This is a genomic window from Francisella sp. SYW-2, assembly GCF_008711475.1.
Lineage (GTDB): Bacteria > Pseudomonadota > Gammaproteobacteria > Francisellales > Francisellaceae > Francisella > Francisella salimarina.
Genome location: NZ_VXKO01000022.1, coordinates 1 through 16,904, shown reverse-complemented (window position 1 = coordinate 16,904; position 16,904 = coordinate 1). Strand labels below are relative to the sequence as shown.

Below are 16,904 nucleotides of genomic sequence, written 5' to 3'. Positions count from 1 at the left end.
GGCTTTCAAGCCCGTTGACTCCCCAACTGATATCCAACTGGTCAACTGGTCAAATAGTTTTAATCAGTTCATCAGTCGCTTATCAGTCGACTACCCGACGGGTCTGCATCCATTGATACATAAGGGTTTGAGCCTTAACCAGTTGAATCAGTCGGGTTTTTAGTCAGTTGGGATTATTCCATCAATCTATATCGTGTATATCTATCTCTTTTTTTAGGTGAAATTTCCAAAATATGGTTATGCTCTTTGATTAAATTTAAGCTCTCAATTGTCAAAGATATTTGCTTATCATTTCGTAAACTTGAGTAAGTATCTCTTAATGAGCTAGCTGTAAAACCATCTTTAAATCTATCTAGCGGTTTAGATAATATTTCTTTAGCATGTTTAACTACTAAATCAATCTCATCATCATAAAGATACTTAGCAGTCTCATATAGATAATTCATAAATTTAACTACTTTTTCCAAAGTATCTATATCTATAAACTCTTCATCTTTTTTATCTATGACATGAAATATTAAAGATATTTTGTATATAGTCTCACCAAACTTATTTAGATACCTTTTCATTGGTGTATCTTCTGCAAAGTTTCTAACCTCTGCATCGTACCATTCAAACCATCTATCTAAAAAATCATCTGCTTTAGCTGTATATCTATATTTCTTAGGCTCACCTTTGACTAATTCGCCATTAATAACCCTATCTAGCAAAGGAATGTCAAACAACTCATCTATAAGGTCTTTATATACATGCTGTAGTTTTTCATCTAACTTTGGCTTCTTGTGAGTTCTAGCACTATCTTCGACTACTGATAGTAATTGAAACCTTGCCAGCAACCCCTCATTATCTTTAACTTGATTTAAATACTTTTCTAAATTACTAGTTTGAATATCAGCCAATATTGATATTGATACTTTATCGACATTAATAGTACCTCTACCAAGTGTTAAACTCTTATCAAACTCACCATCATAAGCCTTTAAAAACATTCCTTGCTTAGTAGCATTTTCTTTACTGGATAATGTTTGTAGCATCTTATAAAACTCTACACCACATAATAAAATACCATTAGGACAATCTTTGGCTATCTTGTCTATAATTGCCTGTGGGGTGAAATCTGTATATATAATCTCATTAGCTATTGGTCTGTATGGCTTACTATTTTCAACCTCTCTAATAAGTTGTTTCTTTTCTCTTATGGCCTCATGATTAGCATCTTTAATATCAGACTTCATCGAGTCTTTTATTTCCTTAATCCTTGCATCTATAACCTCAATATCAAGATTATAATCAGCTAATTTTTCTCTATGCTCCTCTTCTAGCTTTGTATCTAAATCTTTTATTATAGAGGTAATAGTTCTTAAGCATGGGCTTTTACCTATACCACTCTCACCAGTGACTAATCCCCATACATTAGCTGTTACCTCTTTAAAACCAACATCTAATACTACTTTCTTACCAAGTACTCCTGATACTCCAGTCAAAGCAGATATAGCTATAGAACTTGCTGTTAGCTTACCAGCCTCAGCTTGTCCAAAGACATAATCAGATAATCTATTTGGTAGCATATCCTTAGTAAATACTGGCATCTTTTTATCATTCTTTGGTAACTCTCTAGGCTTACCTTTTAATAACTCAACATTATCATCTATTGTTGTTAGCTCTACTACATTACTCATTTCTTAAATCCCCTCTAGTACTCAAATAATCATTCCAGTCTGATAAACCTTTATCCATCTGCTCATCTGTCAATGGTGGTGGGTTTATGGTTATACCTGGTATTTCGGCAGCAACCACACCCGCCTTTTCAACTCCTATACCGCTCTTATCTTTATCTGCCCATATATTAAATTCAGCATTAGGATATTTACTATAGAAACTCTCTACGACATGAATATAGTTATTGCAGTTAAATACACATATAACCGATATATCAGCCTTAAAATGCTCTACAAGGTCTAATACACTCATACCTGTAGCGAAGCCCTCCACAAATATAAAACTATCATTAGAAGATTTATTTAATATCAGACATGAGCCTTTAGCATGAGCATCTTTATAAAACTTCTTAAAACCATTTGAATATATTCCTTGTAAGCTCTGTATTTGATTATTAAAAGGTTCTACAGTACCAAAACATGGAATTATCAATACATCGTTATACAAGCGTATTAATGGATGATTATTTATACCTTTTTTTACTAAATAAGGGTGGTCCTTGTTAGCCAATGGTAATGATTTATAAAAATCAGTTAATTTAGTAGCTAAATCTTTTTTAGTATCTATTTCCTCCTGGTATTTCCTTTGTCTTTCTTCTCTTTGCTTTCTTAATTCTACAAAGTCCTGTATCTCATATTTGGGTTTTTCATTATCTATATATGTATGTTTATCACCTGCCCAGTCGCCAAAGACATATAAATCTGAATCTACTCTTTGAAGCCATAAATTTTTATTAATTTTACTTTTATTAGCATCACTAAATCTAATCCTATTACCTACATCTATGCTATAATTAAATCCACTAGGCAATGAGTAACCAAGTGAACTTACAAAGTCATTAAACTTGCTAATATTCATTGTCTACTCTCCTAAAAATATCTAACATTACTTATCTTTTTAGTAGCAATTCCAAGTACTCTCTCCACTGGTATTACTACATCTTTATGATTTTCATTTATGAACCTACCTACAAGCTCATTCTTAGGATTTTTGGATAGTAAGGCTATGAATGTATCATTGTGATTATTTTTGACTATAGCGACTCTATTTAGCTTGGCTTCTAAAGTCTTATCAAAGATTAAGAAATCACCTTTAACTAGATTTTTATCATGAGCTGAATTACTCATAGCATTGTTTTTTATTTCAATACAAAATAAATTCTCTATATTATTCTTCTTCATGATAACTAACCCCTAAATACTCTGCTTGGTTTACGAGACTCTAAGGCTATAGCTATAACTTCTTTAATGGCTATCTCAAGTCCTTTGTATTTCTCGTTTAGGAATGTACCTACAAGCTCTTTGGTGGAGTTTTCTTTGAGTAAGACTATATTGTATTCATCTTGATTATCTTTGATGATAGCAATATTGTTAGGCTCTGCTTTGATTGACTTATCAAATAAGACTTTATCATTAACATCTAAGTTAAACTCATGATCTTTATTTGTCATTTGTTCATTCTTGATATCAATAAAAAATAAATGTTCTGTATTTTGATTCTGTTTAGACATGGCTATATTCCTCTGTTTGTTTACTTACCAAATTAGTCGAGCGGTTGGTAACTAGCAAACAGCCTAGCCGTAGGTATTCCCCAGCAAGCTGGGTATTGTATTTCCTACGCCACTCGATTAAACAAAAGAGTTTAACCATTATGGGATAGATATATTGATTAACATATCTTAAAAGTGCATAATAACGCCCGCTACTGATAGATACAGTATTATCTATATCATCATGGCTATTATTACAATTCACTTTGTCATTGCTCTTATTAGTGGCAATATCACTACTGCTTGTTGGGTTACCACGCCCGACAATCAAAGATGATAAAAGATTATTAGTATTTTGTAAAGTAGTCATATTAAGCTACCTCACTATTTCTAAGAGATTCTAACCAATTATTAATATCCTTTGCATACCAGCCTGTACTAGTAGCAGATAGCTTTATATATTTAGGGAAACTATTTTTAGGATCATTACACCATCTATAAATAGTTGATCTACTAACTCCACATAGTTCCACTACATCTTTAATTCTTAATACTTTATTGTTTGAAGTAACCATTTACTTATCTCCAGTTAGTTAAATTTAGTTTTTGTGTTAGTTGCTAGCAAACTAAATATTAACCTCGCTTACAAACCTCGGATTTTAATAGGCTTGTATGCGTTGGTATGGGATAAATATAAGAAATAAATTAAAAATAAAAAATGTGCCAATAGTGCCACATAGATATACTATACTCTTTGTATATATTGAATTATAAGGCTTTGATATATGCCACTACTTTATATTGTAGTGCCCTTTTATAAACTTGATTAATACTCTAAAGTCATCTGTATTGATTGTTTTTTTATCTAAATACTTTTCTTTAAGCCATGGCTGTATGTGCTTAATTGATTGTGTAATTTCTCCGTATTTTTTATAATCTTCACAGTCAGCAAAAGCTAAAATAATATCATTGTATTTCTTTAATACTCCGCTATAAGCATAGGTACTAACATTAATATTGAAAGAATCTTCAATATACTTTCCAATATCGATATCAAAAATATCCTTAAGCTTAATAAAGTCTTTTTTATAGACAAAAACTGAATATTGATTTTTATTAAAGCTAAGAGATTCTATTTTTCTTACGCCTTTTTGTTCATTTACTATTTCTTTAACTAGCAAGTAAGCATTATCATTATCATATAAATATGTATATTGATCACTGATTTTCTTAGGCTCATCAATATGATTTATAAGATTTAACTTGCATTCATTATAGTTTTTGTAATATTTTTTTATGTCTAAAGTATTATTTATTTCGCTGATAGGTAAACATAAGTATTTAGTAAAGATTTGAGTATTTTTATCTACTAAATCTGCCATTTTAAGATATGCCAACCTAGTATTACTATCAAACAATTTATGTTTATCACACATCAATACCCCATGTTTAGCCATAATTTCAAAATCTTTATTTGTTGGAGGCGTATCAAAAAATAACCAAAAAAAATCTTTTATATAAATTTTTTCAGACTGTAATAATTCTTTCTTCTTTTGAATATTGACTAGTTCACTCAAAACACACCTCCCACAGTGTCCCCAAAGATTAAGCACTCCCAAACACTTGGGTAATGTCTTTCGGTTGGCCTACCTAGAAAGTGCTTAATTAGATAATTTAAGAATAGACTTAGTGTATTAAGATATCAAGTATCATACTGTATCATAAGGTCTTATTGCTGCAGTAAATATTAATTATAACTTAATTTATGCAGCAACGAAATCAGACAAATACTTATCATTAAGAGTTTAATTACCCTATATCTTCTAACCTTATTACATTAGCATTTTCTTTAATATGATCTATATAGTCAGCCCAAGTTTGCATAATAACAATTCTTTCATCCATATATTCATAGCCATTGTAAGCATTTTTAACCTTGTTACTACTAACATGAGCCAAATAATATTCAGTAGCTAGCTCCCTCCAACCATGCTTACCAGCTAAATGTTCTACTCCTGTAGTAAAAATATGTCTAAAACCATGAGCAGTTTGTTTAGGCTTTTTATCTAATCCGTTATAACCTAGCGTATTTTGCAATCCTTGCCTTAAAGCATTATGTGTTATAGGTTTTTTACCATTTATACTAAATATATAACCATCACCTTTATAAAACTTCTCTTTTAAGTCCATTAAAATTTTATAAGCCTGATTACTTAATGGCTGTATAAAGTCATGTCCCTTTCTTTTATCATGTTGCGAACCTTTCATTTTAACAGCAGGAATAACTAAATGTTTACCATGTTCATTATCTTTAATTTCTTTCCACTCAAGATTTAATACTATACCTAGTCTAAAAGCTAAATAAGGCAATATTTGTAATGCTGCTTTTGTAATTATATCTCCTGGATAATTATCAAAGTCTTTAAGCAGTTGACTAAACCACCCTTTTTGTTTTATAGGGTCTATATATGCGTAATTATCGCCCCTCTCTCGAGATAACACCCCGCTAATATCTTTGACTATATTATGCTCAACAAAGCCCTTAGCTACTGCATATTGCCAAATATTAGAAAGTAAGTCTTTCTTTTTTCTCTGTGCTGACGGTGTTTTCTCAAATCTTTCAACAAACTTAGCTAACTCAAATGTTTTGATAGTATCAATATACCTACTACCAAATACTGACTTCATATCCTTATCTAATATTCTTAGCTTTCTTTTTTTACTATCTTCTCCAATATCTAATTTATCTATAGCTTTAAATGCTATATTCATAAATAACCGCTCATCTTTAGTTTTAGTAAGTTCTCTATGTATTTTTGGGTCTTCATTATTGGCTAATATACTATTAAACTTAAAAGCTTTTTCTCTAGCTTGTTTTAAAGATACATCAGGATAGGCTCCTAAGCCCATAGTATGGCGTTTCTTATTTAATTTATATTGATATACCCATGACTTAGTATTATTAGGAGTTACTTTTAAATATAGTCTGTTACCATCTCCATGGGTTGGACCATCTTTAAAGGTAAGTTTTTTAATTTTTGTATCTGTTAATTTGCCAGCCATAAGATAAGAATATTTATGATTGATATTAAGAGTATAACTCAGTATGTACTCTAGTATGTACTTTTTTGTGGGTTTATATGCTAATTCATGATACACCTTGAGACAGTAAATCTTCTCAAAGTATTGATTTTATTAGGATTATGATACAACTTGAAACAGTATGAAATAAGAATATGGTGCCCGGGGCCGGACTCGAACCGGCACGGAGGTTAAGCTCCGAGGGATTTTAAGTCCCTTGTGTCTACCAATTTCACCACCCGGGCAGTTAGTGGAGGCTGAGGCCGGAATCGAACCGGCGTCCAAGGCTTTGCAGGCCTCTGCATAACCATTTTGCTACTCAGCCACACAAACCTAAGAGTATGGAGCGGGAAACGAGGCTCGAACTCGCGACCCCAACCTTGGCAAGGTTGTGCTCTACCACTGAGCTATTCCCGCTTTATAGGGTGATATATTACCTTATTTTCAAAAGTTGTCAATAGAGATATAGCTTTAATTTTCAAGAAATATTAATTTTTAGTTCTGATTAACATCAAAACTAATCTTGAAGAGATTTTGAATATTATTTATAAGTTTGACATCAGGGCTCTTACTCAAATCAACATTACCATTATTCTTGATAGGATTATTTCTTTTTAGTGTTTTTGCATCACTAACCAGCATATTTAATAAAGCCATTTCATTAACTGGTTTATTCGCTTTCGCATGTATACTTATATTTTTAGGATTTTGTAAAAACATTGCAAATGATGATAGTACCTGCTGTAAAAACCTATCTTGTTGTTGTACAGCAAAAAGCTGTAACAATGCTCCATATGAGCCTAATATCTGCTGTGGCGTTGTATTAGGATCTTGATTTGCAAGTCTAGCAATTTTTTCAAGTAACCCATAGTTAGCAAATGTAACATCTACACTTTTCAAACATAATTCATTATCACAATCATATAAATCTTTTTGATCTTGAGCTCCGGCACCTAAATATGGTAATAAGCTTAATTTGTCATTTACCATAGCTTCAGCACTACCTTTTAGACTTGCTAATCCCTCTGCTTGTATATCAAAATTAGTATTATATTTATTATTCTTAAATTGACGATCTGAATTAATTTTTATATTGATATTATTAGTATCAAGTATTGAAAACACTTCTCTTATTGGTGACTTCTCTGGGAAAAAATCCTTCTGAAAATTAAGCTGGATTTTTGAATCCGCAGTATTAGATTGTACATAAGCATTATCCAAAGCCTTGCCAGTTCCATCAATAATTTCATTGATAGAACCGCTATCTAGATCTATACCCTCAATTACAATATTATATTTACCATAATTATTAGTCCCTAGCTTACCGTCAAGGTTTAATACAAGCTCTCCTGGCTTATTACCTAACTTACCATTTATATCAAGGACTGGATCTTGTTTATACTTTTTACCAAGATATTTACTTGTTACCTCTTTTAGAACTTCTGAGAAGTTTGCATCAAAACTAAGATTTTGTATCTTCGAATTCATACACTCTGTAACTAACGATGCTAAGAAGTCCATGTCAACTTCAGTACCAGATAAATCTATATCTTTTAATTTTGCATCTGCTTTTATAAATGTTTTTTTGCCAATGGTTGAGTTCAATGCAAAATTAATAGTACTCTCATCGTAATCATAGTTAATGTCAAGATTATATATTCCTTGACCGACATCATTCATTATAATAGCAAATGGACCTTGATTATTTGCAAGATCTTTAGGGTCTGTCTTTGAGCTAACCACATTACTATTAGCAACCGCTGTTGCCAAATTTGCTACACTCAAGCCTTCTATTTTTATATGAAAACTATTCTTAACAGTCTCTCCTGCCTTCAGTCCCTCAAATATAGCTTTATTAATACTAATATTTGGATTTTTTGAATCACTACTTATAATCCAAATATCTGTTGCTACTAAATTGCCATTTTTATCCTGCGAAACATTACCAACTGTTATTTTTGTTTGATATGCAAATAAAGAATCTAAGTTACTTATAAGCATCTCTTTATTATCAAACTTTTCTTGGCTAGTTAGCTTAGAGACCTGAGCATCTGTTGCAGCATATAAATTTGTTGCTATAAAAGTAGCCATACACAAAGATGTTAATAATATTTTTTTCTGCAAACGCATTATATGTCCTCTTTTTTTAAAAAATTTAGTTTAATCTACTTTCCTAAAAGGAAGCTGGAATTTATCTCATAGACCAGCAATTCTCTAAGGCTAATTATATTATTTATATATTAGTCTTCAACAATCACAATATATTTTAGAAAACCTTTTCAACAAATATACTATTTTTAGTACAACTAATAACAAAACTCTATATATTTACTTAAGTATTATTTATAATCTTTCTTTAGTATAACATTATGATATTAAACGCCTACCAAGTTTAATGGATTTATTAAAAAAATTACACTTATGAAAGATCTATCAAGATTAGATATCCCTAAAAAGCCTACAAAAGAAAATAACAAAGAGCCACAAAGACCTAGTGGCTCCAAGAGAAAGAAAATCGTAATCATAGCTGTAGTATGCTTATTGGTAATAGCTGTAGCATCTAAACTCATAAACAAACACCTAAAAAAAGTAAAGGCTGAAGAAGAAAAAGCAAAAGTAGAACTTCAAGCGGATCAAAACAGCGATTCAATAAAAGAGCAAGATAGCACAGAAGATAATACCAAAACCAATTCAACAAACAGTGATCAAAAGCCAGACTTTACTGAAAGCGGTAGTGGCGGAAAAATGGTGTTTACATTCTACAATAGCCTTAAACATGATAGTGTTGAGGTCGATGTTCAACCTGATGCACAAAGAGCTCAGTATAAATATAAATATATTTATCAAATTGCATCATTCAGAAATATGGATGAAACATCCTGGTATGTTAAAAAAATGAAAGAGGATGGTCTTAACCCACAATTCCAGCGAGTAGGCAGTTGGATTAGAATGTATATAGGACCTTATGATAGCAAACGCGCGATGGCTCCGGATATAATCAAGCTTCAGAGAATTGGTTTAAATGGAGGTTTCCCACGCGAAATAAGTCGAACAAAAATTGAACCCAAAGATGCTCAGAAAGATTCTAAAAACAAATCTTCAGAGAATTCGGAGGAATCCTCAAGCAATAAGACTTCTAAAGACTAGGTTTAGAATTGATTCTTTAACTCTCTAAGCTTAACAAACATCTCCTTTCCTAATGAACACTCAGGCAAAGCTCGTAGTAAAGATTCATCATCAATTGATCTAATAAAAATATTAAGCTTACTCTCCTCTGCTAAATTTACAATTGGCTTATCTTCACCTATAAGCTCTGCAACTTGATTTCTATAATAATTAAAAGATTCATCATTAGGCAGTATACTAAGTGCAAAATCAAGATTGCTTTGCCAATAATCATGAGCAGGATATGGTTTTATATCTTTATCTAAGTCAGAAATCTTGGCTAATGAGTCATATAACTGTCCCACATCTGCAGATGCTGCATGTACACCGCCAACTCCAGCATTAAATAAAGTATCTCCACAGAAAAGAGCCTTCTCTTTTTCAAACAAGAAGCATACATGATCATCAATATGCCCAGGAGTATACATTACCTTACAATTTGTAACTCCAAAGTCTATAGAATCTCCCTCATCGACATAAACATCTGGCTTAAAGAGATCATTATCAGCATAAGCATATACTCTAGTACCTGGATAAATCTCAAGCAATTTCTTGACACCTGCAATATGATCACCATGCCTATGTGTAATAAGTATTGCCTCGAGCTTTAAATTATTTTGTTTGATAAAATCATCAAATATATCTGCTTTGAGAGGATCTATGACAATAGCATGACTATCATCATATAATAAATACTGATAATTTCTCAAACTATTATTCAAAAACCATCTTTTAACTTGCATTTAAACATACCTTTTAGTTATTTCGATAAATTAATTGTGTAGCTGAGATATCTATACCTGCCACATCGCCATTTTTTATAAAAAACTTACATAATATATTATGGTATCTTTCTAGTTGTGTAGTATTTAGCAAGTCCTTAATATGTCTTTCGATATAATCATAAGCCATTTTAAAACTATAATTATCTGACTTAATCGTCGCAAGCTCTAGCAACATAAGAATACTATCATAGTCGTGATTAGCTCTATCAAGAACTTTCTCAGATAATTTAGCTATTGGAATGCTAAATGCGTTAACATAAATTTTTAGCATCTCTGGCAAGATGTTGCCCCCTGCCAACTGCTTTTTAGCAAATTTCTCAGCCAAAACAACTTCTTCAAAGTCAACAAGTTGTTCTAGGTACACCCTACTTATTATATTAGTTGTTTCTGCCTTATTATAAATATCTGATAATTCATCAACATCTTTAGCTTTTCTTAGAGCTAAAACAATTAATTTCTCGCCAAGATCTTGCTTGAGATAAACATCATACTTCTCCAAGACTTTGAGTGCAAACACCGCATCCTCATCAGCTAAAGCAATATTTCCAGCCAGATTTGCAATATTAGGTAAGAATCTACAATTATTTCTCTCCAAAAGTAAGCTTACTTTCGTGCGTGCTTCTGAAAGTTTCTGAACCAGATAAAGCTTATAAACCTCAAAGAACTTATATACGATTGTGTCACCATTAATCTGCTTCAGAGCTTTATCTAATTCTTTGATATCTTTACTGTTAGCAATCATACAAATTTTTCTAAAAAGCACATAATCCTTGAAAGATCTCGGAGAAATTTTAGCAATACTTGAAACGCTCAACTTATTAGTTATTCTATTATTTTCTAGAACCATATCAGCAAATAAATCTGCAAATCTTTCTTGCTTATTTACTGTAAACAAACCAATAAACCAATTAAACAACAAATAAGGAAACTGAAAACTTAGTTTAATTATCCTAAAGCCAAAAACTAAGGCAAACAATAGTGCAAAAACGATAAATACAAAGGCAACTAAGTTTACTTTGATAGCTTTATCGGCCATCACTAACATAATATATCCATGATTTTTAGTCGCCCATATACCAATCAAGGTAGCTAGAGCAACAACTATTATAAGTTTTAAGACTCTTATCATTTATCACTTCCTTGTGCACTTACATTAGTTTTAGTTAGACTTGATTCTTTTATCAAAAGCTTATTTTGTTGTTCAGATAGCTGATTAATAACTTTATCTAAACTACTATCTACATTATCTAAATTCTGAGAGTTAATGCTTTTGATATCTTTTTTAAGCTCTTTTGCATTGTTATCTTGTACAAAATATTGATTGATAATAGCAATAAGATTGTCTTTGGCCTTATCAATACTACCTTGATCGTTGCTATACATAGCACTCTGTAACTGTATCAATGAGTTATACAGATTACTTGAAACAACTTGCTTAGCTTGATTTGTAGCAACAAGAGTCTGATTCTCAGGAATATTCTGTATTTCAACTACTGAGTGTAAAAACTTCATATAGTTACTTTGTGAAGAAGTATTAACATCAGCAGAAATATCTTCTGGAGTAATATATTTAAGCTTACTAAACTGCTGCTGGATAGAGATAAAATGTTTAATAACATCACTTTTTGACAAAGTTTCCCCTAATGTATCTTTTATCTTTTGACGCTCACTAACACTTACAGTTGCAACTCCACTAGCCTCTATTTTATCAAATGCACTATCAACCAGCTCATTAGCCTTTTGAGCATCACCATCAAAGACTGCAACATCTTTAGCTAATACTAAGTAGTTAATAGCCGACTGAATATTTACTATACTCATCTGCAGATACAAGTCCTTAGTCGGAACTGCCACTTGATTACCTAAAGTAGTAACCTGCGACTGTGTCGCTTTAATATTTTGTGTTAAAAAATCATTTTGTTCGCCAAGGTCATTGATAGCTTCTTTTTGCTCAGTTTGCAAAGACTTAAGCGACTCAAGTTGATTTTGCAAACTGGCCAAAGCTTGATCATTAGCACCAAGCTTGTTATCACTTCTTTCAAAATCAATAACAGAGTAGCTAGCTAAACCAAGGGCTACTAAAGATACAACCATGCTAATTTTAGACAAGATGTTAAACGAAGATTTATTTTTAATTGGTTCTAATTTTTGAGCAACATTATCAGCAGCGTCATTCGCTTGCTCTTGCTGAATATTTTTTTCTTGTGACATTTTTTGCCTCTATATGTTCTCGTACTTTTTGACAGATATAATCATTGTCTAATCTTTCAAGACTCAAAGTATTTTCAAAGCCTTGTTCATTAACAAATTCTAGCATTTTTGGACTTGTTATGGTAACAATTGCAGCCTCAGGCACTACTATTTCATCAAAAATTCTATTCAAAGATTTAAAAATATCGATACTTGTGGTGACAATAACATCAGGATTTATACAATCATCAATGAATTTTAAATACGCTTGACTAAGCGTAGCAACACTCTCAAAAACTCTCCGATAAGTTTCAAATTTATCGCACTTTGTTAGTTGCGATATCTCTTTGACAAGCAATTCATTTCCAGAAACCCCAGAGATAACCGCAAAACTATCATCATAAACATCTTCTTTCAATATTAGCTTCAAAAGCTCTTGTGAACCATGATCATGTGGATATATAGCATCTAAACCATATTTTTTTAGAGTTTTTGCGGTGCTTTGACCTACACTATAAATTTTTTTACCGTCGAAAAATTCAGGATTATATTGAGTAAATAAGCTTTCTACAGCATATTTGCTAGTAAATATATAACTTGTATAGCTCAACACTGAACTTTCAACATTTATATAATCAATATTAATACATGGTAGACTCGTAGCTGTATATCCTTTAGATTTTAGTAATTTTGAAAGCTTATCAGCATCATCTTTAGGTCTACAAACAAGTATTTTCATTTACTGGTTTTTTTGTGCAGTTGCATAGATATAGTCAAGCATTGACTTTAGACCATTAGCTCTCGTCGAGCTCAAATTATTGCCAAAACCAATTTCCTTAATAAAATTAGTATCTGAATTAAGTATATCTGCTGGAGTTGCATCACTATATACTCTTAGTAGCATTCCAATCAACCCTGAAACAATCAATGCATCACTAGTAGCTATAAAATGTAACTTACCATCTTTTATACTGCTGTCGAACCAGACTTGGGATTGACAGCCTTTAACCAAATTCTTCTCAATTTTTTTATTTTGAGGAAACTCTGGTAATTGCTTACCCAGTGATATGACATAATCATACTTATCTTCCCAATCTTCAAAAAAAGATAACTCTTCAACTAATTCTTGCTGTCTTTGAATAACTTGATTTTCCATACTAACTATTACTTGCTTTAAATAATGATATTTTGAAACTTATGATATGTTATCACACACCAAAATTCATATAAACTTGATAAAACATCATATTTTCTCAAAAAAACTAAAAATACTGTTGACAGTATAACAAAACAGCCATATAATACCTCACAAGTTCCCCGATAGCTCAGTCGGTAGAGCAGTTGACTGTTAATCAATTGGTCGGCGGTTCAAGTCCGTCTCGGGGAGCCAAACAATTTCAAGAAAAATTTTCCATCATACTAAAAGTTTTTTACTTAGGGCTGTTTAGTAGTTTATATTTTTCTCCTCCTTTCTTATCTCTAAATTTATGAATTCTAGATGGCCCTAAGTGTGCTCAGAATTAAAACATCAGTTTTACTTATAACACAATTAATTTTTTTCAATTTCACTTATACTTAAAATAAGACTATAATCCCAGCATTAAAGTTTTAAAAAGTTTAATAGCATGATATTTTTAATATTTTTGACAACATTTCTTAGCTTAATATTTGCTATAACAAATAAGCATAAGCTAGCTACTACTCTTTTCCTTGTATCTTTGGGATTATTACTAGTAGTATTTATTCCTCATACAATTCGATATATAAACATTCAACTTTAAGGGGCTAGCTATGAAAGATAATATTCTAGATTTATTCGACTCTATAGCTATTATTGGTATAAGTGTTGTATTAGCAATGGCTTTTTATTATCAACTTTATTTCCAAGAACTGCCTTGTGCCTTATGTGTATTCCAAAGAATGTCACTGAGCTTATTAACTTTTGGATTACTACTAAATTTGGCTCATGGCAATAAATACAAGAACTATCTGTTCGTAACGTTAGTAGCCATCCTAAATGCTGCAATGGCAATGACACAAATACTTTTACATATTGTTCCTGGCACTGGGAATTATGGAGATGCTGTATTCTCACTACATATGTATACTTGGAATTTTATTGTAAGTATTATTTTCATAATATATGCGACTATTTGTGGATTCTTTACTCCAAATGAAGATAAAAAGAAAAGTTTAAGTCTATTCGCTAAAGTAGCAATATTCTTGATACTAGCTTTAACACTTGCTAATACAATAAATGTATTTGTTGAATGTGGACCACATCTTTGCCCATCTGATCCAGATAGTTATTGGTTGTTAAATTTATAAAAAATAATTGACATAAAATTTATTAAGTATAGAATATAAAATCCTAAGCAAAATCATATCCAAAAATTTACAGACTTTGGTTTGATTGAGTCTTAATATATAAAGATTACTCTAGGTGATACTCCTTAGTTTTTTCATATCTCCTTAACTTCCTTCATCTAGAGTCAATTTTTATATTTTATAATTATTTTTTTGCTATAATTTAGCTCATATTTTTATTTTGAAACTTAGATAGTCATGAAAGCTACACATACCCTTATTGCTACTACAAAAGAGCTTCCTAAAGAGGCCGTACTTACTAGCCATCAATACATGCTAAAAGCTGGCCTGATAAAAAAACTTGCTTCAGGAATCTATACATGGATGCCTGTAGGACTAAAAGTTCTACAGAAAATCCAGAATATAGTCCGTGAAGAGATGAATAAAGCTGGAGCAAGTGAGTTATTACTGCCAAGTGTACTACCTTCTGAGTTATTACAAGAAACTCACCGCTGGGATAAATTTGGCCCTGAGCTTCTGAAGCTAAAAGACAGACATGAAAGAGATTTTTGCTATGGCCCAACCCATGAAGAGCCAATTGTAGACATGGCTCGTGATACTATCAAGAGTTACAAACAATTACCTCTAAATCTTTATCAAATTCAAACAAAGTTCAGAGATGAAATCCGCCCTCGTTTTGGTGTGATGCGTGCCCGTGAATTTATCATGAAAGATGCTTACTCATTTCATGAAAATAGTGAGTGTTTACATAACACTTATAACAAGATGTATGAAACTTATTGTAAAATTCTTGATAAAATTGGCTTAGCCTATCGTCCCGTCCGTGCAGATACTGGAGCAATTGGAGGTGATAACAGTCACGAATTCCAAGTATTAGCTAATGCTGGTGAAGATATTATATGTTATAGCAATGGCTCTGACTATGCTGCAAATATTGAGTTAGCAACATATGCGAAACCAGATTTAAGCACAAGAGCAGTTTCTGAGAATACTATAACAAAAATTCATACTCCAAATATTAAGACTATCGAAAAACTTTGTAGTGAACTTAATTTTGATATCAAAAAAACTATTAAAACTATGGTTATAAAGGATGCTAAAGGTAACTTCTTCGCTTTAGTTATCCGAGGAGACCATGAACTTAACGAGACAAAAATCAATAAGCTCGAACAAATTGTAGCACCATACACTCTTGCAACCAAAGATGAAATTTTCTCTATTTTTAATGCTAATCCAGGTTCATTAGGGATAGTTAACTGTCCTGTACAAATTATAGCTGATTATAGTGCAATGATGATTGAAGATATCTGTTGTGGCGCAAATGACGATGATTATCATTTTGTGAATGTGAATTGGGATAGAGATATAACTAATTATCAAATTGCCGATATTAGAAACGTAGTTACAGGAGATATATCTCCAGATAATAATGGAACTCTAGAGCTCACAAACGGTATCGAAGTTGGACATATTTTTGAGCTTGAAGATGTTTATTCAAAACCAATGAATGCCAATATAATTGGTCAAGATGGCAAGCCTAAGTCTATGCTTATGGGTTGCTACGGTTTTGGAGTATCTCGAGTCATGGCTGCTGCAATTGAACAGTCTCATGATGAAAATGGAATCATTTGGCCAGAGGCTATCGCTCCATATCAAGTTGCAATATTGCCAATCAACTATAACAAATCTGAAAGTGTCAAACAAACAGCTGACAAACTCTATCAAGAGTTACTTGCAAAAGGAATAGATGTGATTTTAGATGATAGAGGCGCAAGACCTGGTGTGATGTTTGCAGATGCAGATCTTATCGGCTACTCTCATCATGTGGTTATTGGTGATAGACTTTTAGAGCAAGGTTTAATTGAGTATAAAAATCGCAAAACTCAAGAAAAACAAGAAATCACATTAGAAAAATTGTTCGATATTCTAGCCTAATTCTTTTCCATAAACCTTATCAAAACCATAAAACTTAGCATAAGCATCGTTATTATAAGCTTTTTCATCAGATGTGATATCATCTATAAAAAAGGCTGTTGAGTTAATGAAAGCCCTTTTTCATATGTTTTAATATTGAGTATTTTTTAGATAAATCTGACTCAAAATCTTACTTTTGTGTTTCATATCAGCATTTTATGCTGATATGAATA

17 protein-coding genes and 4 tRNA genes are annotated in these 16,904 nt (G+C 31.7%); 4 read left to right on the top strand and 17 right to left on the bottom strand.

Annotated elements, in window-relative coordinates:
* Positions 1-173: 173 nt before the first annotated feature.
* The 12 genes from F3D57_RS07400 to F3D57_RS07345 form a co-directional block, all read right to left on the bottom strand.
* A complete protein-coding gene (locus F3D57_RS07400; protein ID WP_150465769.1) occupies positions 174-1,679 on the bottom strand; it encodes a DUF3987 domain-containing protein in 1,506 nt (501 codons plus the stop codon).
* Positions 1,672-2,577 (bottom strand): DNA primase, encoded by a 906-nt coding sequence (locus F3D57_RS07395; RefSeq protein ID WP_150465768.1) that lies wholly within the window; start codon positions 2,575-2,577, stop codon positions 1,672-1,674. The genes F3D57_RS07400 and F3D57_RS07395 overlap by 8 nt, the downstream gene beginning before the upstream one ends.
* An 11-nt stretch (positions 2,578-2,588) precedes the next feature.
* Positions 2,589-2,900 carry a hypothetical protein gene (locus F3D57_RS07390; protein WP_150465767.1) on the bottom strand — a complete coding sequence of 104 codons (312 nt, stop codon included), beginning with the start codon at positions 2,898-2,900 and terminating at the stop codon, positions 2,589-2,591.
* A 5-nt stretch (positions 2,901-2,905) separates the two neighbouring features.
* Positions 2,906-3,229, bottom strand: a complete 324-nt coding sequence (locus F3D57_RS07385; protein WP_150465766.1) for a hypothetical protein — start codon at positions 3,227-3,229, stop codon at positions 2,906-2,908.
* Entirely contained in the window at positions 3,222-3,578 is a 357-nt protein-coding gene (locus F3D57_RS07380; RefSeq protein WP_150465765.1) for a hypothetical protein, read from the bottom strand. Before F3D57_RS07380 ends, F3D57_RS07385 begins: the two co-directional genes overlap by 8 nt.
* A 1-nt stretch (position 3,579) precedes the next feature.
* Complete coding sequence (locus tag F3D57_RS07375; protein ID WP_150465764.1) at positions 3,580-3,783, bottom strand: helix-turn-helix transcriptional regulator; 204 nt, start codon at positions 3,781-3,783, stop codon at positions 3,580-3,582.
* A gap of 216 nt (positions 3,784-3,999) precedes the next feature.
* A complete protein-coding gene (locus F3D57_RS07370; RefSeq protein ID WP_150465763.1) occupies positions 4,000-4,785 on the bottom strand; it encodes a hypothetical protein in 786 nt (261 codons plus the stop codon).
* A gap of 232 nt (positions 4,786-5,017) precedes the next feature.
* Complete coding sequence (locus F3D57_RS07365) at positions 5,018-6,271, bottom strand: tyrosine-type recombinase/integrase (RefSeq protein ID WP_150465762.1); 1,254 nt, start codon at positions 6,269-6,271, stop codon at positions 5,018-5,020.
* Between the two features lie 174 nt (positions 6,272-6,445).
* Positions 6,446-6,534: transfer RNA gene (locus F3D57_RS07360), tRNA-Leu, on the bottom strand.
* A 6-nt stretch (positions 6,535-6,540) separates the two neighbouring features.
* Positions 6,541-6,614, bottom strand: a tRNA-Cys gene (locus F3D57_RS07355).
* Positions 6,615-6,631: 17 nt separating this feature from the next.
* Positions 6,632-6,706: transfer RNA gene (locus F3D57_RS07350), tRNA-Gly, on the bottom strand.
* Between the two features lie 78 nt (positions 6,707-6,784).
* Complete coding sequence (locus F3D57_RS07345) at positions 6,785-8,419, bottom strand: hypothetical protein (protein ID WP_150465761.1); 1,635 nt, start codon at positions 8,417-8,419, stop codon at positions 6,785-6,787.
* A gap of 291 nt (positions 8,420-8,710) precedes the next feature.
* Between F3D57_RS07345 and F3D57_RS07340 the strand changes: the two genes are divergently transcribed.
* Complete coding sequence (locus F3D57_RS07340; protein ID WP_150465760.1) at positions 8,711-9,436, top strand: SPOR domain-containing protein; 726 nt, start codon at positions 8,711-8,713, stop codon at positions 9,434-9,436.
* A 2-nt stretch (positions 9,437-9,438) separates the two neighbouring features.
* Here the strand turns inward: F3D57_RS07340 and F3D57_RS07335 are convergent, their stop codons facing one another.
* The 5 genes from F3D57_RS07335 to F3D57_RS07315 are packed head-to-tail and all read right to left on the bottom strand — an operon-like array spanning position 9,439 to position 13,585.
* Complete coding sequence (locus F3D57_RS07335) at positions 9,439-10,197, bottom strand: MBL fold metallo-hydrolase (protein WP_150465759.1); 759 nt, start codon at positions 10,195-10,197, stop codon at positions 9,439-9,441.
* A 13-nt stretch (positions 10,198-10,210) separates the two neighbouring features.
* A complete protein-coding gene (locus F3D57_RS07330) occupies positions 10,211-11,368 on the bottom strand; it encodes a heme biosynthesis protein HemY (RefSeq protein ID WP_150465758.1) in 1,158 nt (385 codons plus the stop codon).
* A complete protein-coding gene (locus tag F3D57_RS07325; protein ID WP_150465757.1) occupies positions 11,365-12,450 on the bottom strand; it encodes a hypothetical protein in 1,086 nt (361 codons plus the stop codon). Before F3D57_RS07325 ends, F3D57_RS07330 begins: the two co-directional genes overlap by 4 nt.
* Positions 12,410-13,168, bottom strand: a complete 759-nt coding sequence (locus F3D57_RS07320; RefSeq protein ID WP_150465756.1) for a uroporphyrinogen-III synthase — start codon at positions 13,166-13,168, stop codon at positions 12,410-12,412. The genes F3D57_RS07325 and F3D57_RS07320 overlap by 41 nt, the downstream gene beginning before the upstream one ends.
* Positions 13,169-13,585: a SufE family protein gene (locus F3D57_RS07315; RefSeq protein WP_150465755.1), complete on the bottom strand. Its 417-nt coding sequence runs from the start codon at positions 13,583-13,585 to the stop codon at positions 13,169-13,171.
* 158 nt (positions 13,586-13,743) lie between these two features.
* On the opposite strand from F3D57_RS07315, the gene F3D57_RS07310 reads away from it, so the two are divergent.
* From F3D57_RS07310 to F3D57_RS07300, 3 genes are all read left to right on the top strand, one after another.
* A tRNA-Asn gene (locus tag F3D57_RS07310) sits at positions 13,744-13,819 on the top strand.
* 401 nt (positions 13,820-14,220) lie between these two features.
* Positions 14,221-14,757: a disulfide bond formation protein B gene (locus F3D57_RS07305; protein WP_150465754.1), complete on the top strand. Its 537-nt coding sequence runs from the start codon at positions 14,221-14,223 to the stop codon at positions 14,755-14,757.
* Between the two features lie 237 nt (positions 14,758-14,994).
* A complete protein-coding gene (locus F3D57_RS07300) occupies positions 14,995-16,692 on the top strand; it encodes a proline--tRNA ligase (RefSeq protein WP_150465753.1) in 1,698 nt (565 codons plus the stop codon).
* Positions 16,693-16,904 lie beyond the last annotated feature (212 nt).